At 64.2% G+C, this 22,822-nt stretch carries 22 protein-coding genes; 5 read left to right on the forward strand and 17 right to left on the reverse strand.

All coding sequences use genetic code 11. From position 1 onward, the window contains the following. The gene (locus tag WS92_RS24730) at positions 1-1,377 is read right to left on the reverse strand and encodes an ABC transporter ATP-binding protein (RefSeq protein WP_059931321.1); all 1,377 of its coding nucleotides are present in this window, start codon (positions 1,375-1,377) and stop codon (positions 1-3) included. Between the two features lie 515 nt (positions 1,378-1,892). On the opposite strand from WS92_RS24730, the gene WS92_RS24735 reads away from it, so the two are divergent. The 3 genes from WS92_RS24735 (at position 1,893) to WS92_RS24745 (ending at position 6,360) form a co-directional block, all read left to right on the forward strand. Continuing rightward, positions 1,893-2,717 carry an ABC transporter permease gene (locus WS92_RS24735; protein ID WP_006025509.1) on the forward strand — a complete coding sequence of 275 codons (825 nt, stop codon included), beginning with the start codon at positions 1,893-1,895 and terminating at the stop codon, positions 2,715-2,717. Between the two features lie 157 nt (positions 2,718-2,874). Then, positions 2,875-4,134, forward strand: a complete 1,260-nt coding sequence (locus WS92_RS24740) for an ATP-binding cassette domain-containing protein (protein ID WP_009913380.1) — start codon at positions 2,875-2,877, stop codon at positions 4,132-4,134. A gap of 300 nt (positions 4,135-4,434) precedes the next feature. Continuing rightward, entirely contained in the window at positions 4,435-6,360 is a 1,926-nt protein-coding gene (locus tag WS92_RS24745; RefSeq protein WP_006025507.1) for a glycosyltransferase family 2 protein, read from the forward strand. Between the two features lie 30 nt (positions 6,361-6,390). Here WS92_RS24745 and WS92_RS24750 read toward each other — a convergent pair whose 3' ends face one another. The 5 genes from WS92_RS24750 to rfbB are packed head-to-tail and all read right to left on the reverse strand — an operon-like array spanning position 6,391 to position 10,702. Further along, a complete protein-coding gene (locus WS92_RS24750; RefSeq protein ID WP_231755914.1) occupies positions 6,391-7,299 on the reverse strand; it encodes a glycosyltransferase family 2 protein in 909 nt (302 codons plus the stop codon). Further along, positions 7,296-8,192: a dTDP-4-dehydrorhamnose reductase gene (gene rfbD / locus WS92_RS24755; protein ID WP_059931388.1), complete on the reverse strand. Its 897-nt coding sequence runs from the start codon at positions 8,190-8,192 to the stop codon at positions 7,296-7,298. Before rfbD ends, WS92_RS24750 begins: the two co-directional genes overlap by 4 nt. A 7-nt stretch (positions 8,193-8,199) precedes the next feature. Beyond that, entirely contained in the window at positions 8,200-8,751 is a 552-nt protein-coding gene (gene rfbC / locus WS92_RS24760; protein ID WP_059931318.1) for a dTDP-4-dehydrorhamnose 3,5-epimerase, read from the reverse strand. Continuing rightward, positions 8,736-9,629 (reverse strand): glucose-1-phosphate thymidylyltransferase RfbA, encoded by an 894-nt coding sequence (gene rfbA, locus WS92_RS24765; RefSeq protein WP_006025503.1) that lies wholly within the window; start codon positions 9,627-9,629, stop codon positions 8,736-8,738. Before rfbA ends, rfbC begins: the two co-directional genes overlap by 16 nt. 11 nt (positions 9,630-9,640) lie before the next feature. Beyond that, complete coding sequence (gene rfbB / locus WS92_RS24770; protein ID WP_059931316.1) at positions 9,641-10,702, reverse strand: dTDP-glucose 4,6-dehydratase; 1,062 nt, start codon at positions 10,700-10,702, stop codon at positions 9,641-9,643. Positions 10,703-11,078: 376 nt separating this feature from the next. Here rfbB and WS92_RS24775 point away from each other — a divergent pair, with 376 nt between their 5' ends. Next, the gene (locus WS92_RS24775) at positions 11,079-11,927 is read left to right on the forward strand and encodes a symmetrical bis(5'-nucleosyl)-tetraphosphatase (protein WP_006025501.1); all 849 of its coding nucleotides are present in this window, start codon (positions 11,079-11,081) and stop codon (positions 11,925-11,927) included. A gap of 85 nt (positions 11,928-12,012) precedes the next feature. Here WS92_RS24775 and WS92_RS24780 read toward each other — a convergent pair whose 3' ends face one another. From WS92_RS24780 to WS92_RS24815, 8 genes are all read right to left on the reverse strand, one after another. Beyond that, positions 12,013-12,882 carry a lysophospholipid acyltransferase family protein gene (locus tag WS92_RS24780; RefSeq protein ID WP_006025500.1) on the reverse strand — a complete coding sequence of 290 codons (870 nt, stop codon included), beginning with the start codon at positions 12,880-12,882 and terminating at the stop codon, positions 12,013-12,015. A gap of 13 nt (positions 12,883-12,895) precedes the next feature. Then, positions 12,896-14,173 (reverse strand): dihydroorotase, encoded by a 1,278-nt coding sequence (locus tag WS92_RS24785; protein WP_059931314.1) that lies wholly within the window; start codon positions 14,171-14,173, stop codon positions 12,896-12,898. Between the two features lie 82 nt (positions 14,174-14,255). Then, positions 14,256-15,287, reverse strand: a complete 1,032-nt coding sequence (locus WS92_RS24790; protein WP_015600263.1) for an aspartate carbamoyltransferase catalytic subunit — start codon at positions 15,285-15,287, stop codon at positions 14,256-14,258. Between the two features lie 79 nt (positions 15,288-15,366). Next, positions 15,367-15,885: a bifunctional pyr operon transcriptional regulator/uracil phosphoribosyltransferase PyrR gene (pyrR, locus tag WS92_RS24795; protein ID WP_006025497.1), complete on the reverse strand. Its 519-nt coding sequence runs from the start codon at positions 15,883-15,885 to the stop codon at positions 15,367-15,369. Then, positions 15,872-16,312 carry a Holliday junction resolvase RuvX gene (gene ruvX, locus WS92_RS24800; RefSeq protein WP_015600469.1) on the reverse strand — a complete coding sequence of 147 codons (441 nt, stop codon included), beginning with the start codon at positions 16,310-16,312 and terminating at the stop codon, positions 15,872-15,874. The genes pyrR and ruvX overlap by 14 nt, the downstream gene beginning before the upstream one ends. Next, positions 16,309-16,887 (reverse strand): YqgE/AlgH family protein, encoded by a 579-nt coding sequence (locus WS92_RS24805; RefSeq protein ID WP_006025495.1) that lies wholly within the window; start codon positions 16,885-16,887, stop codon positions 16,309-16,311. The genes ruvX and WS92_RS24805 overlap by 4 nt, the downstream gene beginning before the upstream one ends. 196 nt (positions 16,888-17,083) lie before the next feature. After that, positions 17,084-18,334 carry a hypothetical protein gene (locus tag WS92_RS24810; RefSeq protein WP_059931312.1) on the reverse strand — a complete coding sequence of 417 codons (1,251 nt, stop codon included), beginning with the start codon at positions 18,332-18,334 and terminating at the stop codon, positions 17,084-17,086. A gap of 179 nt (positions 18,335-18,513) precedes the next feature. Beyond that, entirely contained in the window at positions 18,514-18,684 is a 171-nt protein-coding gene (locus WS92_RS24815; protein WP_004186709.1) for a rubredoxin, read from the reverse strand. A 219-nt stretch (positions 18,685-18,903) separates the two neighbouring features. Between WS92_RS24815 and WS92_RS24820 the strand changes: the two genes are divergently transcribed. After that, complete coding sequence (locus WS92_RS24820) at positions 18,904-19,752, forward strand: hydroxymethylpyrimidine/phosphomethylpyrimidine kinase family protein (protein WP_059931310.1); 849 nt, start codon at positions 18,904-18,906, stop codon at positions 19,750-19,752. A gap of 259 nt (positions 19,753-20,011) precedes the next feature. Here the strand turns inward: WS92_RS24820 and groL are convergent, their stop codons facing one another. The 3 genes from groL to WS92_RS33275 form a co-directional block, all read right to left on the reverse strand. Next, a complete protein-coding gene (gene groL / locus WS92_RS24825) occupies positions 20,012-21,652 on the reverse strand; it encodes a chaperonin GroEL (protein ID WP_006025492.1) in 1,641 nt (546 codons plus the stop codon). 47 nt (positions 21,653-21,699) lie between these two features. After that, the gene (gene groES, locus WS92_RS24830) at positions 21,700-21,993 is read right to left on the reverse strand and encodes a co-chaperone GroES (protein WP_009889537.1); all 294 of its coding nucleotides are present in this window, start codon (positions 21,991-21,993) and stop codon (positions 21,700-21,702) included. A gap of 430 nt (positions 21,994-22,423) precedes the next feature. Then, positions 22,424-22,813: a tail fiber assembly protein gene (locus WS92_RS33275; protein ID WP_082743658.1), complete on the reverse strand. Its 390-nt coding sequence runs from the start codon at positions 22,811-22,813 to the stop codon at positions 22,424-22,426. Positions 22,814-22,822: the final 9 nt, after the last annotated feature.

Raw genomic sequence — 22,822 nt, forward strand, 5'->3', positions numbered from 1 at the left:
CTACGATGCCGGCGAAACTTCGACGTGCGCCATCGGCACACCAACGAGCGCGTGTCTGACCCTCGACGTATGCACGTCGAGCGGCAGCGCATCATGAATCCAATGGAGTTGGATGTGATCGTATTGCGTGCCTTCCGCCACGGCCACATTGATCGAGAAACGCCCTACGGGCAAGACGGGCATCAAGAACGAAAACTCCGCGCAAAGCGTAGTGTCCCCGTCACAGCGAACCGGCCTGTCTGCGTAACTCGCGTAGGTATTATCTCCGATCAGTTCCTGCCCCCGCTCATTCTTCAGAAAGAAGCCAACGATGGGCGACACGAGTGCATCGTCCACCTTGATGGCGACGCGCAACGTCACGGCCTCGCCACCGACGATCCACTCGAGCCGCCGCTTCTCGCCATCGACGAACGAGACGTCGACAATCTGCGCGCCACCGGAGCCGAACGCCCGTGCATGGTGATCGAACGGCAGCACCTGAATGTCATTGCGCAGCGGCGATGCATTAATGATGTCTCGACGCTGGTCGTGCGCAGCGGGCACCTGCTTCGGCTCGACACGCTGCGTGCCGCTGGCAGTCCGCGCACTCGACGCCCCATATCGCGCCTCCAAGTACGCAGTACAGACTTCTGCAGGGTCGCCCTCGGCAACGATTCGCCCGCTATCGATCCAGATTACCTTCGAGCACAGTTTCTTGATCGTCGACGTATCATGGCTGACGAACAGAATGGTTCCGTGCTTCTTGAAGACATGAAGAAACCGGTAACACTTCTGATTGAAGAAGGCGTCGCCCACGGCAAGCGCCTCGTCGATGATCAGGATGTCCGCATCGACGTGTGCAATCACTGCGAACGCCAGGCGCACGAACATGCCACTCGAATAGGTCTTGACCGGTTGATCGATGAAGTCGCCAATGTCGGCGAACGCCACGATCGAATCGTAGCGCTCGTCGATCTGCTGACGCGACAGCCCGTACAACTGCGCGTTCAGATAGATGTTCTCGCGGCCCGTGTATTCGACGTCGAAGCCGGAGCCGAGTTCGAGGAGCGCAGCCACCTTTCCGCGAACCACGATGTCCCCTGCCGTCGGCGCCAGCGTCCCGCACACGATCTGCAAAAGCGTGCTCTTGCCCGAGCCATTGCGACCGATGATGCCGACCGTCTCGCCTGCGGCCACGAAAAAGCTCACGTCGCGCAGTGCCCAGAACATGTTTGAAAGCGTGTCCGCACGGCGATGTGCCGCACTGCGCGCGGCCGCATTCGGCGCGAACCTGGCTGCGGCTCCAAGCACACTTCTTTTCAGCCGATCGGCAGGCCGTTCGTATGACGCGAACCCCTTGCTGATCTGGATAGCTTCGATTGCTATGTTTTCAGGCATGTAAACTGTTGGTCCCGAGGCGGCTTCGCGAGTCGCAAGGCGAACCGAGTGCGACATGCTCGCCCGCGAAAGGTGACGCTTCGGCCGTGGGAAACGACGCCGATGGCAAATAGGCCGTGATTCTACCTCGTTTCTCCATTTCACAATATGAGAAATTCTGCGTAGGCCTCGTTCGCTGCTCGCGGCTACGCGCCGGGCATCCAAATCCCACGGGCTATTGCGACTGTGACATTGCCACGTCGGTGCACAATCCGGCCCCTCCGGCATGCGCAACCGATTTCAGCATTTACACTTCGACACAAACGGTGCCGAAGCCCCGCCCGATCAACTGCAAATCCAGTGTGAGATAATTGCGCGTGCCGAGTGAGCCCTTGCCCCGCAACGCCGCCTCGAGATAGTCAACACAGATGCCGGCGCCCTTGCTCCATGCCCGCGAAGTTGCGACCAGCCGTCGCGCCGATCGTTTAAATGCCAGACATCCTTTGTCATTTCCGCTGAGATAGCCAATCGAATCTATGCAAAGCTTTAGCGTTTCGCCGCGATACCTCGCCGCATCGCTGGTGAAGAACCGGCGTCTGATGCTCGATCTTGCACGGCGCGACGCCGTCGGACGCTACAAAGGATCGTTCCTCGGCATACTCTGGTCGTTGCTCACGCCGATCATGATGCTAAGCGTCTATACATTCGTGTTCAGCGAGGTCTTCAAGTCGCGCTGGAGCGATTCCGCGCACAGCGCATCGAAAGGCGAGTTCGCAGTCGTACTATTCGCCGGCATGATCATGTTCAACCTGTTCTCGGAATGCATCAACCGTGCGCCGTCGCAGATTCTGTCGAATACGAACTTCGTCAAGAAGATCGTGTTTCCGCTCGAAGTCCTGCCATGTGTGACTCTACTGTCAGCTTTGTTCCACCTCTGCGTCAGCGTGCTCATTCTCCTCGTTGCCGAATGGTTCATCGTTGGCACCGTACCCACAACCGCCTTGCTGTTTCCAATCGTCCTCGCCCCCCTTTGCGTCTTCATCATGGGCGTGAGCTGGATGCTTGCCGCGACGGGGGTCTATTTGCGCGACATCGGCCAAACGGTCGGCATCGCCATCACGGCGCTGATGTTCCTGTCACCGGTTTTCTTTCCGGTTTCCTCTCTGCCGGAGCGGTTTCGAGGATTCGTCTATTTTAATCCCATGACGTTCCCGATCGAGCAAAGTCGCGATGTGCTCGTCTGGGGCCGCATGATCGACTGGAATCACTGGATTTCTTATTCGGTGATGGCGGCAATCATCGCCTGGATCGGATTTGCCTGGTTCCAAAAAACCCGCAGGGGCTTTGCAGATGTCATCTGAAGTCGTAATCCGCGCTACTTCGCTGAGCAAGGGTTTCGAGTCGTACAGCAAGCCGGCCGATCGCCTGAAGCGAAGCGTCTACGGATTGCTAGGCGGCATCGCGCCGCTAGCCACGCTAAGGCGCAGGCTGCTCAAGCACGCACGATCTTGCGTTCGCATGTTCTGGGCACTCAAGGACGTCGACTTCGAGATCGCCCGTGGCGAAACGGTTGGGATCATCGGACGCAACGGCTCCGGCAAGAGTACTCTGCTACAGATCGTGTGCGGAACGCTCGCGCCAACGACAGGCGACGTGCGCACGAATGGCCGCATTGCCGCGTTGCTGGAACTCGGCTCCGGCTTCGACGCCGAATATACTGGCCGCGAGAATATCTACATCAACGGCCAGCTTCACGGGTTAACGCGTGAGCAGATCGACGCCCGCGTCGAAGACATCATCGCGTTCGCCGACATCGGACACTTCATCGATCAACCGGTCAAGATTTATTCGAGCGGCATGTTCGTGCGCCTCGCGTTCGCGGTGATAGCGCACGTCGATGCCGACATTCTCGTCGTCGACGAAGCGTTGGCGGTCGGCGATGCCTTCTTCACCCAGAAGTGCATGCGCTTTCTGCGGCGTTTCCAGCAAACCGGAACGGTACTCTTCGTGAGTCACGACGCGTCCGCGATCCGCGGGTTGTGCGACCGCGTCATTTGGCTCGATCGCGGTCAGATACTTGAATCGGGTAGCGCCAAGGCAGTATGCACTCACTACTTCGAGGCGTTCTACAAGCAGCAGCAAGGCGAAGGCGTCACATGGCAGCATGACGAGAAAGTGAGCGCGAAGGCGTCGGTTGATCAGGCCGAGCGCGTCTCGGACATCGCGACGGCGGATCAACGGCTGCTTTTTCCGTTGCGCCAAACAGTCCCTGTCCCGCAAAACACAGGGATGTGCATCGATCCGCATACGCTTCCCATCCACCGCACTCGCGAGCTTATCGAATCGGCACACCTGACCAACGAAAACGGCTCGCCTATCACGTGGGTAATGGGCAGCGAGCACGTCGTGCTTCGTATCCTCGTACGACGCCCCAACTGCGGCTCAACGCCCACCATTGCGTTTTTTGTCAAGGATAGGCTCGGCGAACCGCTTTTCGGCGACGACACTTCGTTCGCACAGGTTGCGGACGAGGCTGGCGCACACGCGAGCCCCGCGATCATGGCCGAGTTTCGGTTCGACATGCCGATTCTGCCTCCTGGCGAATACGCATTCTCCGTTTTCTGCACGACCTGCAAAAACGGGCCAATCGAGGTCGCCGATTGCATTCACGACGCTTTGATCGTGAAGTCCGAAGCGTCCCGCGTGGCGACCGGCCTCATCGGCGTACCGATGAGCCGCATCGATCTCTACGTTCGTGAGTCCGCTGGGGAAATTTGAGCGGCGCGGCCGCGAAGCGCTCCGTCCAACTCGACTTGCGTATGCAGCCCAACATACATGACATCCGGCCAACCTTCCAATCTCCAGGCCACCGCGCCAACTCATAGCGATACGCGTGCGGGCGCTGAGCACGAGCCTGAACGAAGCAATGCAATTCAACGCATCGCCGAACTCGAGCACGAACTCGTCACCCTTCGCGCGGACCTCGTGCGCCATCTGTCGGCAGAAAGCAAACGCGAGCAATTGGAACGCGAATTGGCTGCGCTGCGCCAATCCGTATCCTGGCGCATCACAGCACCATTGAGGCAAATCGCGGCCGTCGCGCGAATCGTGCGCATCGTCAGCGAGACAATTCAGCGGCAAGCAAACGTTCAGGGCAATTATGTGGGCGCGTTCATGTACTACGGCAAAGCGCTTCGCCGCGAAGGCCTTGATGGCTTTTTCGCTCGCCTTCGACGTTTGCGCGGCGGCATGGGATTTGCTGACGCCCCGCCGTCCGAAGCTGTCTATCACGCATGGATCGACAAATACGACACGCTCGGTGATGCGCAGCGCCTGGAAGCACAGACGCTGATGCAGGCCTTCAAGCGCAAACCGGTGATTTCGATCGTCGTGCCGACATACAACAGCGACCCGTCGCTGCTGGACGCGATGATCCGGTCGGTGCGCACACAAATCTATCCGCACTGGGAACTTTGCCTTGCCGACGACGCGTCGACAAGTGACGCGCCTGGTCGGATCATCCGCCAGCACCAAGCCGAAGATGTGCGAATCAAGGCCGTGTTCCGCGAAACGAACGGCCATATCTCTGAAGCCAGCAACAGTGCGCTGACGCTTGCGACAGGCGAGTACATTGCGCTGCTCGATCACGATGACATCCTGCCCGCCCATGCGCTGTTCGTCGTCGCCCAATACATGAATCGCCACCCCGACGCACGCATGTTCTATAGCGACGAGGATAAGCTCACCGAGGACGGCAAGCGGACGATGCCGTACTTCAAGAGCGATTGGAATCCGGCGATGTTTGCGACGCAGAACATGTTCTCTCACCTCGGCGTCATTGAGACGGCGCTGGTCAAAGCCGCAGGCGGCTTTCGCCCGGGCTTCGAGGGCAGCCAGGATTACGACCTGGCGTGGCGATGTGTCGAAATCGCCGGGCACGCCAAGGTGGTCCATATTCCGCATGTGCTCTATCACTGGCGGATCACGCCGAGCAGTACCGCCGGGACCCGTGACGCAAAACCCTACGCAGCGCAAGCGGCGCTTCGCGCCGTCGACGAGCATCTGAAGCGGACCGGCATTGCGGCCACGGTCGAACAGCCATTCGATTCGCTCGGCATCCTGCGTATTCGCTATACGATTCCAAGCCCAGCGCCACGAGTTTCGATCGTCATTCCGACTCGGGATGGCGTCGCCCTCGTGCGGCAGTGCATTGACAGCGTCCTGCAAAAAACGCTCTACCCCAACTATGAAATCATTGTTGTCGATAACGGCAGTTTCGAAAACGAAACGCTCGCGTACTTCGCCGAAATCGGACAGCGGCCGAACGTCCGGATTCTGCGCGACGATTCACCATTCAACTTCTCCGCGTTGAACAATCGCGCGGCGGCCGTGTCGACCGGTGCCTATCTCTGCTTGCTGAACAACGATACCGAGGTTATCTCGCCCGATTGGCTTGATGAGATGGTGGGCCTCGCGTCACAGCCTGGCAACGGCGCGGTCGGCGCTGCGCTCTGGTATCCGAACGACGTGCTCCAGCACGGCGGTGTTCTGCTCGGCCTCGGCGGCATCGCTGGTCATATGCATCACATGTTGAGGCGTGGGCATCTCGGATATTTCAATCGTGCAGTGACGATGCAGAATCTGTCTGCGGTCACCGCCGCCTGCCTCGTGATTCGAAAGTCTGTATTCGACGAAGTCGGCGGGATGAACGAGGAACTCGCCGTCGCATTTAATGATGTCGACTTCTGCTTGCGGGTTCGCGAAGCAGGTTACGCAAACGTGTGGACGCCTTACGCCGAGCTCTATCACCACGAATCGGCGACGCGCGGCTCTGACATGGCGCCGGAGAAGTACGCACGCTTTGCAAGGGAAGTCGACTGGATGGAGCAACGCTGGGGGGCCGCGCTCGAACGCGATCCTGCCTACAACCCGAATCTGTCGCTAGGCACTGACGTTTTACCCTTCACGCTCGCCGATCCGCCGCGCGTGCGCATGTTCGACTGAACTGCGTCGGTCAGTCGATTCTCGAGAAAATCAATGGACGCGGTACGCTCCGAGTCGGCCGCGCCAACCGTCAACAATGCCGCGCCATGCCATCTTCAGGTGTGCTTTCCGGTCGGTGGGAAAAAAGCAGTAAACCAGCAGACGGACCGGCAACTTGACGAGTTCCGTCGTCTTCCACGTCATCGGCATCGACGCCCGCTTGACTAATGCGACCACGTTGCGGAACTGGTAATAGTGCCGCAACGGTCCGTGCATCGGATAGGCGCGGCCCAGCACGCGAACCGGCTCACCGCCGAGTTCATGAGTCATCCGAAGCCATGGCACTCCGACGACCCGATACCCCTTTTGCTTGGCTCGCACGCACCATTCGAGATCGACGAAATCAATGAATAGTGCTTCGTCCATCACGCCAATGTCCGACCAGCAAGCAAGATTGATGCAAGAGCCCGACGTGATGAGAAAGTCGACATCAATGGGCACGTCGCCGACGGGCGGAATACGCTTGAGCTTGCCCCACCCGAAGCGAACGAACGGCGCGACGCCGCGCAACCGGCGATCCTCGTAAGCCGGACCGGCAAGCGCCACCTGCAGACCCGTGGCATTCGTGTCCAGCAAGACGCGCGGCAACTCCGAGAGCAGGTTCATCGGCGGATCGCTGTCCTGGTCGAAAAGAATGGCTATCTCGAAGCCGCCGCGAATCAGTGCGTCGACACCTCGGTTCAGCGCGGCTGCAATGCCCAGATTCTCGCCGTTCGCCACGTACTCGATCGACTCGGACAAGCCAATTGCATCGCGCTCCCGGGCGACGGGCGTATTGTCGACGACCACACAATGCATCGCGTTAGCAAGACGATTGGCCCTCGCAATGCATACTTCGTCGGGATGAAAAAAAACGATCACCGCGCCAGTACGCGGACAATCACCGACAGCGTCGCTCAATCCGTTCCCAGGCATAGTCGCAGCGCGTCGCGCCAATCTGGTGCAGACACGCCAAAAGTCTCGGCCAGTCTTTGATTCGAAAGCTGGGAATTGAGCGGCCGCACCGCCGGCGTTGGGTAGGACGACGACAGAATCGCACGCACAACCGGCTTATTCATCAAATCGGAAAATGCGAAGATCGCCTCGGCAAACGCATGCCAGGACGTCACGCCTCCCGCCGTAAGGTGATATACGCCGGAACGTTCTCCCCACCAATCGACTTGCTGAGCACCTGTTACTACCGATTGTGCGAGCACATGTGCGGTCAACTCCGCGATCGTGCGCGACCATGTCGGCGCGCCAAACTGGTCGGCCACGACGCTCAACTCCTCGCGCTCCGCCCCGAGTCGCAGCATCGTGAGCAGAAAATTCCGACCTCGGGTTCCATACACCCAGCTTGTGCGGAAAATCAAGTGATGACAGCCGGAAGCCACGACGGCCTGCTCGCCGGCCAGTTTGCCCTTGCCGTAAACATTCTGCGGATTGACGCAATCATCCTCGACGTAGGCACCCACTTTCGTGCCATCGAATACATAATCGGTCGAGTAATGGACGAGCGCGGCACCGAGACGCTTCGCTTCCTCGGCCAACAAGCCGGGGACCTCTGCATTCAGGCGCATTGCCGCAGCCACGTCTGCTTCCGCCTTGTCGACCGCAGTGTAAGCCGCCGGATTCACGATCCAGTCAGGTGCAACGTCCCTCACGACCCGACGCGTCGCGTCCAGATCCGACAAGTCGAGTTCGCACCGATCAAACGCGACGACCCGACCCAGGCCTTGCAAACTACGAGCTAGTTCGTGACCGACCTGCCCGTTGATTCCCGTCAGCAGAATCACCCGCTCGCGTACCGTCATGCCCACCTCATGCGTAATGTTCGGCGTCGACAAAACGCTTGCCCGCCGCATCCTTCGCGGCAAGCAGCGGCTCGAAATCGATCGGCCATTCGATCCCGATCGTCGGATCGTTCCACACGATGCTCCGCTCGAATTCGGGATACCAGTAATCGGTCGTCTTGTAGAGGAACTGCGCGGACTCCGACAGCACGACGAAGCCGTGCGCGAAGCCGGGCGGCACCCAAAGCTGCCGGTGATTTTCGGCCGACAGCGCGACGCCCACCCACTTGCCGAAGTTCGGCGAGCTCTTGCGGATATCGACCGCGACATCGAACACTTCGCCTTCGACCACGCGCACGAGCTTGCCCTGCGCATGCTGGATCTGATAGTGCAGCCCGCGCAGCACGCCCTTCGCCGAGCGCGAATGATTGTCCTGGACGAACTCGACGCCCGCCTCCACCTGCTCGGCGAACTCGCGCGCATTGAAACTTTCGAAGAAGAAGCCCCGCGCGTCGCCGAACACCTTCGGCTCGATGATCTTGACTTCAGGCAGCGCCGTCGGCGTTACTTGGATGGCCATGCAACTTGATCCGTGAGAATGTGTTTCAGATATTGTCCGTAGCCGTTCTTCGCGAGCGGCTGCGCAAGCTTGAGCACCTGCTCCGCGTCGATCCACTGCCGCCGGTACGCAATCTCCTCCGGGCACGCGACGACGAGCCCCTGGCGCTTCTGCAGCGTCGCGATGAACGTCGCCGCCTCGATCAGCGAATCGTGCGTGCCGGTGTCGAGCCACGCGTAGCCGCGGCCCATGATCTCGACGTCGAGCGCGCCCGCCGTGAGATAGCGGGAATTCACATCCGTGATCTCCAGCTCGCCGCGCGCCGACGGCTTGATGTCCGCCGCGATGTCGCACACCTGGTTGTCGTAGAAGTACAGCCCCGTCACCGCGTAATTCGAACGCGGCTTCGCGGGCTTCTCCTCGATCGACAGCGCGCGGAAGTCGCGGTCGAACTCGACGACGCCGTAGCGCTCCGGATCGTGCACGTGATAAGCGAACACCGTCGCGCCCGCTTCCTGCGCCGATGCCCGCTCGAGCTGCTTCGCGAGATCGTGGCCGTAGAAGATGTTGTCGCCGAGAATCAGCGTCGACGGATCGCGGCCGACGAATTCCCGGCCGATGATGAACGCCTGCGCGAGCCCGTCCGGCGACGGCTGCACCGCGTAGCGGAGGTTCATTCCCCACTGGCTGCCGTCGCCCAGCATCGCCTCGAAGCGCGGCGTGTCCTGCGGCGTCGAGATGATCAGCACGTCGCGGATGCCCGCCACCATCAGCGTCGACAGCGGGTAGTAGATCATCGGCTTGTCGTAGACCGGCAGCAACTGCTTCGACACGGCGTGCGTGATCGGATACAGCCGCGTGCCGGAACCGCCGGCGAGAATAATGCCCTTGCGCGCCATCGATTCAACCTTTACGCGCGTTGCGCGTAGTTCGTTTCGACCCATTTGCGGTAGTCGCCCGACACCACCTCGTCGACCCATTCCTGGCTGTCGAGATACCAGCGCACGGTCTTCCTCAAGCCGGTCTCGAACGTCTCGGCCGGCTTCCAGCCCAGCTCGCGCTCGAGCTTGCGCGCGTCGATCGCGTAGCGGCGATCATGGCCGGGGCGATCGGTCACGTATGTGATCTGATCGCGGTACGACCCGGCGGCCTTCGGCCGCGCCTCGTCGAGCAGATCGCACAGCGTATGCACGACGTCGAGGTTCTTCTTCTCGTTCCAGCCGCCGACGTTGTACGTCTCGCCCGGCACGCCGCGCGCGAGCACCTCGCGAATCGCGCCGCAGTGATCGCCGACGTACAGCCAGTCGCGCACGTTCTGGCCGTCGCCGTAGACGGGCAGCGGCTTGCCGCCGAGCGCGTTCGCGATCATCAGCGGAATCAGCTTCTCGGGGAACTGATACGGGCCGTAGTTGTTCGAGCAGTTCGTCGTGAGCGTGGGTAGCCCGTACGTGTGGTGATACGCGCGCACGAGATGGTCGGAGCCCGCCTTCGTCGCCGAGTACGGGCTGTTCGGCGCGTACGGCGTGGTTTCGGAGAACTGCGGATCGGCCGGCGACAGCGAGCCGAACACTTCGTCCGTCGACACGTGCAGGAAGCGGAACGCCGCCTTCGCGTCGGCGTCGAGTGCGCTCCAGTATTGGCGCGCGGCTTCGAGCAGCGTGAAGGTGCCGACGACGTTCGTCTGCACGAAATCGGCCGGACCGTGAATCGACCGGTCGACATGGCTTTCGGCGGCGAAGTGCAGGATCGCGCGCGGCTTGTGCTGCGCCAACAGCGCGTCGATTGCGGCGCGATCGCAGATGTCGACGCGCGCGAACACGTGCTTCGGATTCCCCTGCAACGACTTCAACGTGCCGAGGTTGCCCGCGTATGTCAGCTTGTCGACGTTCAGCACCGCCTCGTCGGATTGAGCCAGCCAGTCAAGCACGAAGTTGGCGCCGATGAAACCGGCGCCGCCCGTTACCAAGATCATGGAATTCCTTTGCTGAAATTGGGAGTCGGTCAAACAACCGGCGTGATGCAGCATGGCCGGCATGTTCGGGAGAATGCCGTTGGTCGCTCGAATGTCACCGCCGGTTGCGGCCGCGTGGCTCGATCGAGCCATGCGCCCAAGTCGGCAGTGCACGGCTACTGCCCCACAAGGCCGCAATTATACGGGCAAGGAAGTGAAAAAACATCCCTCTAACATCTTGAAACAGCTCGATAAGTTTGCTGTCGATCTGCCATTTTCGAGAATGTTTCTACCGCAGAGATCGATGCAAGGTTAAATTTTCTCCGTCGCCGATCCACTCGGATCGATGTGGTTTCTTGTGATACCGTGAACCCGGTTTCGTCACGAATGCAAAGGAATGACAAATTTCTCCAGCAGCCCGCCGATCGCTTTCGGCGACCTCCAAGGCTGCCACGCCGCGTATCTGCAGCTCTTCGGCAAGCTCTCTCCTGCGGCCGACACCCCGCTCTGGTTTGCGGGCGACCTCGTCAACCGCGGCCCCGCGTCGCTCGCGACGCTGCGCGAGATCGTCGCGCTCGGCGAGCGCGCGGTCGCGGTGCTCGGCAATCACGATCTGCACCTGCTTGCGGTCGCGGCCGGGATTCGCACGCTGAAGCCGGGCGACACGATCGGCGAGATCCTCGATGCGCCCGACGCCGACGATCTGATTGAATGGGTGCGCCACCGGCCGTTCGCGCACTTCGAGCGCGGCATGTTGATGGTGCACGCGGGCCTGCTGCCGCAATGGGACGCGACGCTCGCGCTCGAGCTCGCCGACGAGTTGCAGCGCGCGCTGCGCGCGCCGAACTGGCGCGACACGCTGCGCAGCCTGTACGGCAACGACCCCAATTGCTGGAGCCCGGATCTGAAGAAGACGGACCGGCTGCGGGTCGCGTTCAACGCGTTCACGCGCATTCGCTTCTGCACGCCGGAAGGCGCAATGGAATTTCGGGCGAACGGCGGCCCGGCGTCCGCGCCCCCCGGCTATCTGCCGTGGTTCGACGCGCCCGGGCGAAAAACCGCCGACGTGACGGTCGTGTTCGGCCATTGGGCCGCGTTGGGGCTGATGCTGCGCGAGAACCTGGTCGCGCTGGATTCGGGATGCGTGTGGGGCAACCGGCTGTCGGCCGTGCAACTCGCCGACGCCCCGGCCGCGCGCAAGGTCACGCAGGTTGCGTGCGAGCGCTGCGAAGCGGCGGACGAATAGTCCAGGGCCGGGTCACGCGGGCAGCGCGCCCGCCCGCGCACGGCAGCGGGCGCACGCGCGTCGGCCGGCCGATGCGCCGACGCGCCTATCCTTCGCGGCGCGGGATCGCGTCGACGCCGACTTCGGGCTCGGCCGCGGCCTCGGGTTCACCGGCAGACTCCGCGGGCGCCGGGTACGCGGCGGCCGCGAGCCGCGCGAGATCGGCGTCGAGCGGACGCTCGACGTCCCGCTGCATCCGTGCGAGCGCGTCGGCGACCGCGGCGCGCGCGAGCGCGGCCATCTCGCGCCGGTCGCCCGTCGCGGCGATCGGCTCGCCTACGTAGAGGTGCGCTGTGAGCGGCCCGTTCGCCAATACCATATCGAGCGACTTGCCGAGCGGCAGGTCGCCGACATACGCGGGCGCGACCGACTGCCGGCCGTGCGCGTCCTCATACATCAGGCAGATCGGCTGCACTGAGCAGCCCGCCGACACCACCGCCTGGAACAGGTTCGAATGGAACGGCAGCAGCCCGAGGCCATCGGACGTCGTGCCCTCCGGAAACACGCACATCAGCTCGCCGTTGCCGAGACGCTCGGACAGCTCGTGCATGATCCGCTTCGCCTCGCTGCGCTTCTCGCGCTGGATGAACACTGTCCCGAGGCGCTCGGCGAGCCAGCCGACGACGGGCCATGCGCGCACCTCGGCCTTCGACACGAACGGCGTCGGCCGCCACGCGTTGATCACGTAGATGTCGAGCCATGAAACGTGATTGCCGACGACGAGCGCGCGCGCATCGAGCCGCGCCGCGTCGTTGTGCACGACGAGCCGCATCCCGCAGAGCTGCAGCATCTTCAACGTCCAGCGCCGCGTGATGTCCTGGCGGCGCTCGGGCGTCACGCGCTCGAAGAGCAGCGCGACGAGCGCCATCCCGCGCAGCAGATGCAGGACGAGGCGCGCCTTGCGTAGGGGTCTCATGATGTGGCTCTCGTCAGCGGCGTTCGAACGCGACCTGCCCCGCGACGAGCGTCGCGCACACCTGCGCGGGCAGCTCGTAGCCGAGGAACGGCGTGTTGTGGCCCTGGCTCTTCAGTACGCGGGGCTCGACGCGCCAGTGCGCATTCGGATCGAACACGCACAGGTCGGCCGGCGCGCCCTCGCCGAGGCGGCCGGCGGGCAGCTTCAGCACGTCGGCGGGCGCCGAGGTGATCGTCGCGAGCGCGCGCGCCAGCGGCACGCCCGCTTCCCGCGCCCACTTCACGGTCAGCGACAGCAGCAGTTCGAGGCCCGTCGCGCCGGGCGTCGCCTCGGCGAACGGCAGCAGCTTCTCGTCGTCGTCGACGGGCGTGTGGTCCGAGCAGATCGCGTCGATCGTGCCGTCGGCGAGCGCGGCGCGGATCGCTTCGCGGTCGCGCTCGGCGCGCAGCGGCGGATCGAGCCGGAACTGCGCGTCGAAGTAGCCAATGTCGACGTCGATCAGGTGCAGGTGATTCGCGCCGACGTCGCAGGTCACGGGCAGGCCCTCGGCCTTCGCCGCGCGCACGAGCGCGACGCCCGCCGCCGACGACAGCCGCGCGACGTGCACGCGCGCGCCCGTCACGCGCATCAGCTCGAAGAGCGTATGCAGCGCGATCGTCTCGGCCGCGACCGGCACGCCCGACAGGCCGAGCCGCGACGCGACGGGCCCGCTCGCCGCGACGCCGCCCTTCGCGAGGAACGCGTCGAGGGGCCGCAGCCACACCGCATAGCCGTAGGTGCTCGCGTACTGCAGCGCGCGCAGCAGCACCTGCGTATCGGTGACGGGCACGTTCGCCTGCGTGAAGCCAATGCAGCCCGCCTCGGTCAGCTCGGCCATCTCGGTGATGACCTGCCCTTTCAGGCCGACCGTCAGTGCGCCGAGCGGATACACGTGCGCCTGATGCAGGTTGCGCGCGCGAAACTTCAGCATCTCGACGAGGCCCGGCTCGTCGAGCACCGGATCGGTGTCGGGCGGGCACACGAGGCTCGTCACGCCGCCCGCGACCGCCGCCGCCATCTCGGATTCGAGCGTCGCCTTGTGCTCGTAGCCGGGCTCGCGCAGCCGCGCCGACAAGTCGACGAAGCCCGGCGCAACGATCATCCCGGTCGCGTCGATCGTCTTCGCCGCGTTGAAATCGGCCGGCGCCGCGCCGATCGCGGCCACCTTGCCGGCCGAGACGAACACGTCGGCCTGCCGCTGCGTGCCGGCCGCCGGATCGACGAGCGTGCCGCCTTTGATATGAATCTTCATGCGCTGCCTGTTGATGCGTTGATTGCGTTGATTTCGTCGAAGCCGGCGCGCGGGCGAGAAACGTCCGCGACGCCGCGCCGCGTCAGTCGCTCGTGCCCGCGACGATCCCCATCACGGCCATGCGCACCGCGATGCCGAACGTCACCTGGTTCAGGATCACCGATTGCGGGCCGTCGGCCACTTGCGAATCGATCTCGACGCCACGGTTCATCGGCCCCGGGTGCATCACGATCGCGTTGGGCGCGGCGAGCGCGAGGCGCTCGGGCGTCAAGCCCCAGCTCTTGAAGTATTCCTGCGCGGACGGCAGGAGCGCGCCGCTCATCCGCTCGTTCTGCAGGCGCAGCATGATGATCACGTCGACGTCCTTCAGGCCTTCGTCGAGATTGTGGAACACGCGCACGCCCATCTGCTCGAGCCCGCCCGGCAGCAGCGTGCGCGGGCCGATCGCGCGCACTTCGGGCACGCCGAGCGTCGTCAGCGCGTGAATGTCCGAGCGCGCGACGCGCGAATGCAGGATGTCGCCGACGATCGCGACGCGCAGCTTCGTGAAGTCGCGCTTGTAGTGGCGGATCGTGTACATGTCGAGGAGGCCCTGCGTCGGGTGCGCATGACGGCCGTCGCCCGCATTGATCACGTGCACGTGCGGCGCGCAGTGCTCGGCGATCAGGTACGGCGCGCCGCTCGACGCATGGCGCACGACGAAGAGATCGGCGTGCATCGCCGACAGGTTGTTGATCGTGTCGAGCAGCGATTCGCCCTTGCTCGTCGACGACGCGTTGATGTTCAGGTTGATCACGTCGGCGGACAGGCGCTTGGCGGCGATCTCGAACGTCGTGCGCGTGCGCGTCGAATTCTCGAAGAACAGGTTGAACACCGATTTGCCGCGCAAGAGCGGCACCTTCTTCACTTCGCGGTCGGTCACGCTGACGAACTGCTCGGCGGTGTCGAGAATCTGGTTGAGGATCGCGCGCGGCAGCCCTTCGATCGTCAACAGATGCTTGAGCTCGCCGTTCTTCGTGAGCTGCGGGTTGCCCTTCAGGAAGCCGTAGCGAAAGCGCTCGGCGGGTGCGGCCGCAGCGGGATTGCCGGTGCGGCCGGAGGTGTCGGTCGTCATGATGTGCGTGATTCCAACGTGTTGCCAAACGGCGCCCGGATGCGCGACGCGCGCGGGCGGCCGGAATGCGTCGCGCGCGTTAGCCGCCGCGCGCCTCGGTGCGAAGCGTGAATCGGCCCGCGTCCGCGCGCTCGAGCACGAGCGTCGCGTCGGCGTCGACGGCGAGCGTGCCGCCGACGAAGCGCGCCGCGACCGGCAGCTCGCGCCCGCCGCGATCGGCGAGCACCGCGAGCTCGACGGCCGCGGGCCGCCCGTAGTCGTAAAGCTCGTTGAGCGCCGCGCGCACCGTGCGCCCGGTATAGAGCACGTCGTCGACGAGCACGATGCGCCGCCCCTCGACTTCGAACGGCAGCGACGTCGGGCTTGCCTGGCTGTGCAGCCCCTTCTTCGCGTAATCGTCGCGATGCAGCGCGACGTTGACGACGCCGAAGCCCGGCGCGCCGAGGTCGCGCGCAAGACGCTCGGCGAGCCACGCGCCGCCGCTGTGGATGCCGGCGAGCACGGGCCCGCCGGCTTCGGCGAACGCGGCGTCGCCATAGGCGCCGCGAATCTGGTCGAGCAGGACGCGATAGAGCGCCTCGGCGTCAATTGAACTCATGATGATCGGGCAATCCGTCGAGGTATTGTTGAAGAATGACGCGGGCGGCTTCGGCGTCGACGCGATCCGCGGCGTCGCCGCGCGCGCGCAGGCCGGCGCGCGCTTCCACCGACGAATAGCGTTCGTCGACCCAGCTCACCGGCAGGTTGAAGCGGCCGTTCAACTGATTGCCGAAGCGCTTCGCCCGCTGCGTCATTTCGTGCGGCGCGCCGTCCGGATGCAGCGGCAGGCCGACGACGAGCGCGTCCGGCTTCCATTCGGCGATCAGCTCGCCGACCGCCTTGAAGCGGTGCTCGCGATTCAGATTGGGAACGATGACGAGCGCGCGGGCCGTGCGCGTCAGCAGATTGCCGATCGCCACGCCGATGCGTTTTTCGCCGTAATCGAACGCCAGGAGCGTCGCGTCGCGCGAAAGCGCCGCGCTCATGCGTGCCCTGCCTCGCCGGAAAGCATCGACGAGCTCACGCCGAGCAGCCCGAGCGCCGCTTCGAAGCGCTCCTCGGCGGGCGTGTCGAACACGATCCGCGGATCGGCCGCGACTGTGAGCCAGCCGTTCTTCGAAATCTCTTCCTCGAGCTGGCCCGCGCCCCAGCCCGCATGGCCGAGCGTCAACAGGAAGCGCTTCGGGCCCGTGCCCGTCGCGACCGCCTCGAGCACGTCCTTCGACGTCGTCATCTCGAGCCCGCCTTCGACCGCCATCGACGAGTTGTACGAGCTGCCCTCGACCGGCTCGTGCAGCACGAAGCCGCGCTCGGTCTGCACCGGGCCGCCGAAGTACACGGGGATGTGCAGGAGCGGCTCGATCTCGAGCTTCAGGTCGATGCGATTGAACAGCGACTCGAGATCGATGTCGGTCGGACGATTGATGACGAGACCGAGCGCGCCGCGCTCACTGTGATCGCAAAGATAGACCACCGTTCCCGAAAACGTCGGATCCGCCATGTTCGGCATGGCGATCAGAAACTGGTTGGTGAGGTTGATGCGATCGGAACTCTTTGGCATGGTTTGAATTTTAGCAAAGACCTCGCGGCGCGACGGGCGCCGCATGTCGCGGCCTCGTACGCCGCGCGGGTCGACACGACATATCGCTCACTCTATCACGCGTTCGCGACCAATCGGCACGCGCGCCGCGCGCGATTGCGCCGCATCGGCCGAAAGCAAGAATCCGGCCGTGCGGCACGCCCCGCCGCGTGCCCCGTCATGCGCCGCGGGCCGCCCCCGACAACGCGCCCGCGAGCGCCGCGCACGCGTCGGACAGATCGGGCGGCGCCATCCCCGCCGCGATCCTGTGCAATGCGGCGCGCAATGCGTCGACCGCCTGCCGGCACGCGGCGGCGCATGCGTCGTCCGTCGCGCCGAGATGCGCGTGGCGGCGCCATGCGAGCCCGAGCGCGTCGGCCAGGAGTGCCGTATGCCCGAGGCCGAGCGCGCACGCGGCCGAGCCGACGCGATACGCGGCCTGCGCCGCCCGCAAGGCGGCGCCCGCGTCGGCCGCGCGCGGATCGAGCGCCAGCTCGGTCATCGACGCATCGGCCGTCTGCAGGAAATCGTCATACGCCTGAGCGTTGACCGTGACGACGCCGAGCTCGCGCGCCGCAGCGGCCCGCACCGCGTCCGCCTCGGCGCGCGCGGCGCCGGCCTCCCACAGGGCCTCGGACGCCTGCGTGCCCGCAACGTGCCACGCGACGGTCAGCCCGTAGTCGTGCAGCAGTTCGACGTCGGCGACGTCCTCGGCCGCCGCGCCGTACAGCGCGTAGTCGCGCCAGAAAAGCGCAAGCGCCTCGTCGACGAGCGCCGCGGGCGCGATCCGCAATCCGCGCGCCTGCTCGCCGAGCAACAGATTGCAGCGCGCGAGAAAACGCTTGAGCTCGACGCCGCCGCGCACGCGCAGCACCCGCATGCACGCGCCGGCGAGACGCCAAAAGTCATAAGGAAACGGGCCGGCGAGTTCGGCCGCGCAATCGGCGAGCCCGTCGAGCGCCTTGTCGGTCGCCGTCTCGGACGCGCGCAGCGCGCCGAGGAGCGCCTGCTCGTAGCGCGCGCGCAGATGCGCGAGCGCATGCGGCGACAGCGCGTACAGCGTCGCGGGCGGCACCGGCCGGCCGGCAAGCGCGAGCGCGCCGTGCGGCGTATCCATGCGCAAGTCGCTCGCGGCCTGCGCGCGCAGCGCGCGGTAATGCTCGAAGAGAAGCGGCGAGCAGGCGAGCTCGCGCAAATTGTGCCGCTCGAGCGCCGCGCGGAAATCCCGCAGCGCGGCCTCGAATGCGATCGGCTGCAGTTCGGTCGCGGCGATTGGCGCAGCATGGGCCAGCGCGGCGACAAAGCGTTGCGCGGCGAGCCACCCGGCCTCCTGCAGCGCCGCCGCAGCGGCGGCAAGCGGCCCGGCCGGATCGGCTCGCCGCTCGAACGCCTGTTGCGCGGCGCGCAGCGCCGCCTCGGCCGCGGTCACTGCGCCGCCTCGCGGATTGGGCAAGGCGTCGAAAACCGGAACCGTCGCGATTTCAGAGGTAATGGGCACGAGCGTCAGCACCAGAAACGAAGCCGCGCCGCAAGCGGCGCCTCAACCCGTCGATGCTGCCGCGCCGGCGCGGGCGGTTCGCTCGATGCCGAACCGCCGACGCGAGACGGTCAGATCTGAACCATCTCGAAATCTTCCTTGCGCGCGCCGCACTCGGGGCATGTCCAGTTGATGGGAACGTCTTCCCAGCGTGTGCCTGGGGCGATGCCCTCCTCCGGCAACCCAGCTTCTTCGTCGTAAATCCAGCCGCAGATCAGGCACATCCAGCTTTTATATTCCATCTTAAGCCGCGTAAAGGAAAGTCCGTTGATTTGAGAGCCATGATGGTACCGTGTCGGCGGCGGACTGCCTAGCAATCGACCTCTAGTCGCGTTTGCTCGCTGCAACGCGATAAAAAAACGCTTCGAGCGGACCGAATCCGCCGCATAATTGACTGCGCGGGCGCACTGGGCTGGTGCATCCCGTCAATCGGCTTCATCGTTTCCTCATTCCCCATTTTCATGTCCAGCAACACCCCTCCGATCGTCCTCACTTTCGGCCTGTCCGATCCGACGGGCGGCTCCGGCCTGCAGGCCGACCTGATGACTCTGGCGAGCATGGGCTGCCACGGCGTATCCGTGCTGACGGGCTACACGGTGCGCGACTCCGCCGCGTGCGACGAAGTCACCGGCCTCGACCCCGATACCGTTGCCGCTCAGGCGCGCATGCTGCTAGAAGACATGCCCGTCGCGGCGTTCAAGATCGGCGCGGCGACGCGGGCGGAAGTCGTGAGCGCGATCGCCGAGGTGGTCGCCGACTACGACGGCGTGCCGCTCGTCCTCGCACCAGACTTTACGCTCGACGACGAGCACGTGCTCGCCGCCGACGACCTGCGCGAATCGATCGCCGATCTGCTCGCGCCGCAGACGACGCTTCTCGTCGCCGACCATGCGACGCTCATCGCGCTCGCGCAGCCGGACGGCGACGCCGAGGCGCCGAACCTCGACGCCGCGCTTTCGCATCTGCTCGGCCAGGGCTGCGAGTACATTCTGGCGACCGAGACCGGCTCGCACCGGCTCGTCAATTCGCTGTACGGCGAGGAAGGCCAGATCCGGCAGGACTTGTGGGAACGCACGCCGTACCGGCTGATGGGCATCACCGACACGCTCGGCGCGGCGATCGCCGCGCTGCTCGCGAACGGCCAGGAGCCGCCGGAGGCGGTGCGCGAAGCGCAGGAGTATCTGTATCAGGCGGCGCGCGACGCGTTTCGCCCCGGGATGGGCGCTTACCTGCCGGATCGCTTCTTCTGGGCCCGCAGCAACGAAGACGAATCGCCCGCGCCGTCCGGGCTCGCCAAGCGGACGAACTGACGCCGCGGTGCGCCGGCCCGGGCACGGGCTAGGCCGTCGCCGGGACATGCGGCATTCGGCGTCTCGCCCCACGGCTAGCGCGCGCCGACTTCCGATATCCGATTCCCGACGTCGGGCTATCGGCCCTGGGCCACGCGTCCCGCGCCGCCGGCATTCGATAACGCCGCCCCAAACGAAAACACCCGCATCGCTGCGGGTGTTTTCGTTTGGGAGAACGCGCGTCGCCGCGCGTCCTTCGATGCAATCGGCGTCAAGCCAATTACATGTCCATGCCCATGCCGCCCATGCCGCCCGGCATGCCGCCCGGCATCGGAGCGTCTTCCTTCGGCAGTTCGGCAACGGCCGCGTCCGTCGTCAGCAGCAGGCCCGCAACCGAAGCCGCGTTCTGCAGCGCGGTGCGCGTAACCTTCGTCGGATCGACGACGCCGGCTTCGACCAGGTCGCCATACTCGCCCGTCGCTGCGTTGTAGCCGTAGTTGCCCTGGCCTGCGGCAACCGCCGCCACCACGACGCTCGCTTCTTCGCCGCCGTTCGTGACGATCTGGCGCAGCGGCTCTTCCATTGCGCGCAGCACGATCTTGATGCCGGCGTTCTGGTCGGCGTTCACGCCGGTCAGGCTGGCGATCGCGGTGCGTGCGCGGATCAGCGCGACGCCGCCGCCCGGGACGATGCCTTCTTCAACGGCAGCGCGGGTAGCGTGCAGCGCGTCTTCGACGCGTGCCTTCTTTTCCTTCATTTCGACTTCGGTCGCAGCGCCCACCTTGATCACCGCCACGCCGCCGGCCAGCTTCGCCACGCGCTCCTGCAGCTTTTCACGGTCGTAGTCCGACGTCGCTTCTTCGATCTGCGTGCGGATTTGCTTCACGCGCGCTTCGATGTTCGTGGCTTCGCCAGCGCCATCGATGATCGTCGTGTTTTCCTTGCCCACTTCGATGCGCTTCGCCTGGCCCAGCTCCGCCAGCGTTGCCTTCTCGAGCGTGAGACCGGTTTCTTCCGCGATGACCTGGCCACCCGTCAGGATCGCGATGTCTTCCAGCATCGCCTTGCGACGGTCGCCGAAGCCCGGCGCCTTGACCGCAACGGTCTTCAGGATGCCGCGGATGTTGTTGACGACGAGCGTTGCGAGCGCTTCGCCTTCGACGTCTTCAGCGATGATCAGCAGCGGACGGCCTGCCTTCGCGACTTGCTCGAGCACCGGCAGCAGATCGCGGATGTTCGACACCTTCTTGTCGTGCAGCAGCACGAACGGGTTGTCGAGGACGGCGACTTGCTTGTCCGGGTTGTTGATGAAGTACGGCGACAGGTAGCCGCGGTCGAACTGCATGCCTTCGACGACGTCGAGTTCGTCGGCGAGCGACTTGCCGTCTTCGACGGTGATCACGCCTTCCTTGCCGACCTTGTCCATCGCTTCAGCGATGCGATCGCCGATCGACGAATCGCTGTTCGCCGAGATCGAGCCGACCTGCGCGATTTCCTTGTTCGTCGTGCACGGCTTGCTGATCTTCTTCAGCTCTTCGACGGCGGCCGCGACGGCCTTGTCGATGCCGCGCTTCAGGTCCATCGGGTTCATGCCCGATGCGACGTACTTCATGCCTTCGCGGACGATCGATTGCGCGAGGACGGTTGCCGTCGTCGTGCCGTCGCCTGCGTTGTCGCTGGTCTTGGAAGCGACTTCCTTGACCATTTGCGCGCCCATGTTCTGGAGCTTGTCCTTCAGCTCGATTTCCTTCGCGACCGACACACCGTCCTTCGTGACCGTCGGGCCGCCGAAGCTGCGCTCGAGCACCACGTTGCGGCCCTTCGGGCCCAGCGTGACCTTCACGGCGTTGGCGAGAATGTTCACGCCTTCGACCATCTTCGCGCGTGCGGAATCGCCGAATACGACGTCTTTAGCTGCCATCTTCTAACTCCTTGAAATCTCTGAGATTGTGATCCGTTGGTGAACGCTTACTGAGCGTTGACCACAGCCATGATGTCTTCTTCGCGCATCACGAGCAGTTCCTGGCCGTCGACCTTGACGGTTTGGCCAGCGTACTTGCCGAACAGAACACGATCGCCGACCTTCACGTCGAGTGCGATCGGAGCGCCCTTGTCATCGCGCTTGCCCGGGCCGATGGCCAGGACTTCGCCTTGATCCGGCTTCTCAGCGGCTGCGTCGGGAATGACGATACCCGAGGCGGTCTTGGTTTCCTGATCCAGGCGCTTGACGATCACGCGATCGTGCAACGGACGAAGGTTCATATTCACTCCTCTCTTGATTGAGACTGAAGAACGCTGAGGGAAACTACCGGTCGGCAAGCCGTCCGGCAGGATTTGTTAGCACTCTCGTGCAGCGAGTGCTAATTATATGGACGGGTTTTGACAAATTCAAGAAGTGCCGATGCGCACGATTCGGGAAAATTTCTGTAAGCGCGCAGACAAACTTGGCATTCGTATGCAGAAAAACCTAGCACATGGAAAGATGGCACGGCTCGAACTGCACTCGCCGAGCGGCCGACCGTAAACGCTGTAAGTGACCCAGTCAGCGAGGCGCTTGACCCAATCGGCGTATATACTCGTTCTTCCAGCCGTTACAAGCTCCCGACTGACGCGACCAAAGGACGCTGGATGGCCCGCGATGAGTCGGCAGCGCGGGCTATCGCGCCCCCATTGTTGCGAGGCACGTCCGCAATCAATCTGTCGGCGCTTCCGGCCACTCAACATCGAATGGGAAGCCAGGCTGATTCGGTATGTCGCGAAGCGCGCTCCGATATGCTGTCCACTTCTCGCGGGTGCCTGCCGGCACGTCGGGTGCTTGCGTCCAGTCAGACGCAGCCAACAACGAGTCACGGCGCGCACGTACCTTTTCCGCAACCAAGACTGGCCGCAATTCCTCTGCGCGTGAAAGCAGGCTGCCTATGTCAGGTTCATCGACATCGCACTTCCACTCGGCAATGAACGCGTTTCCCGATTGAAGCCCCGTGACCGGGTCAAGCGGATGTCCGACCCAATAGTCACGACCGTGGACGAGATCGGGCCACTTTTCCTCTATCGCCAAAATGAGCAACTCATGCTCGACCATACATGCTCC

Source organism: Burkholderia sp. MSMB1588 (assembly GCF_001546925.1).
GTDB lineage: Bacteria > Pseudomonadota > Gammaproteobacteria > Burkholderiales > Burkholderiaceae > Burkholderia > Burkholderia humptydooensis.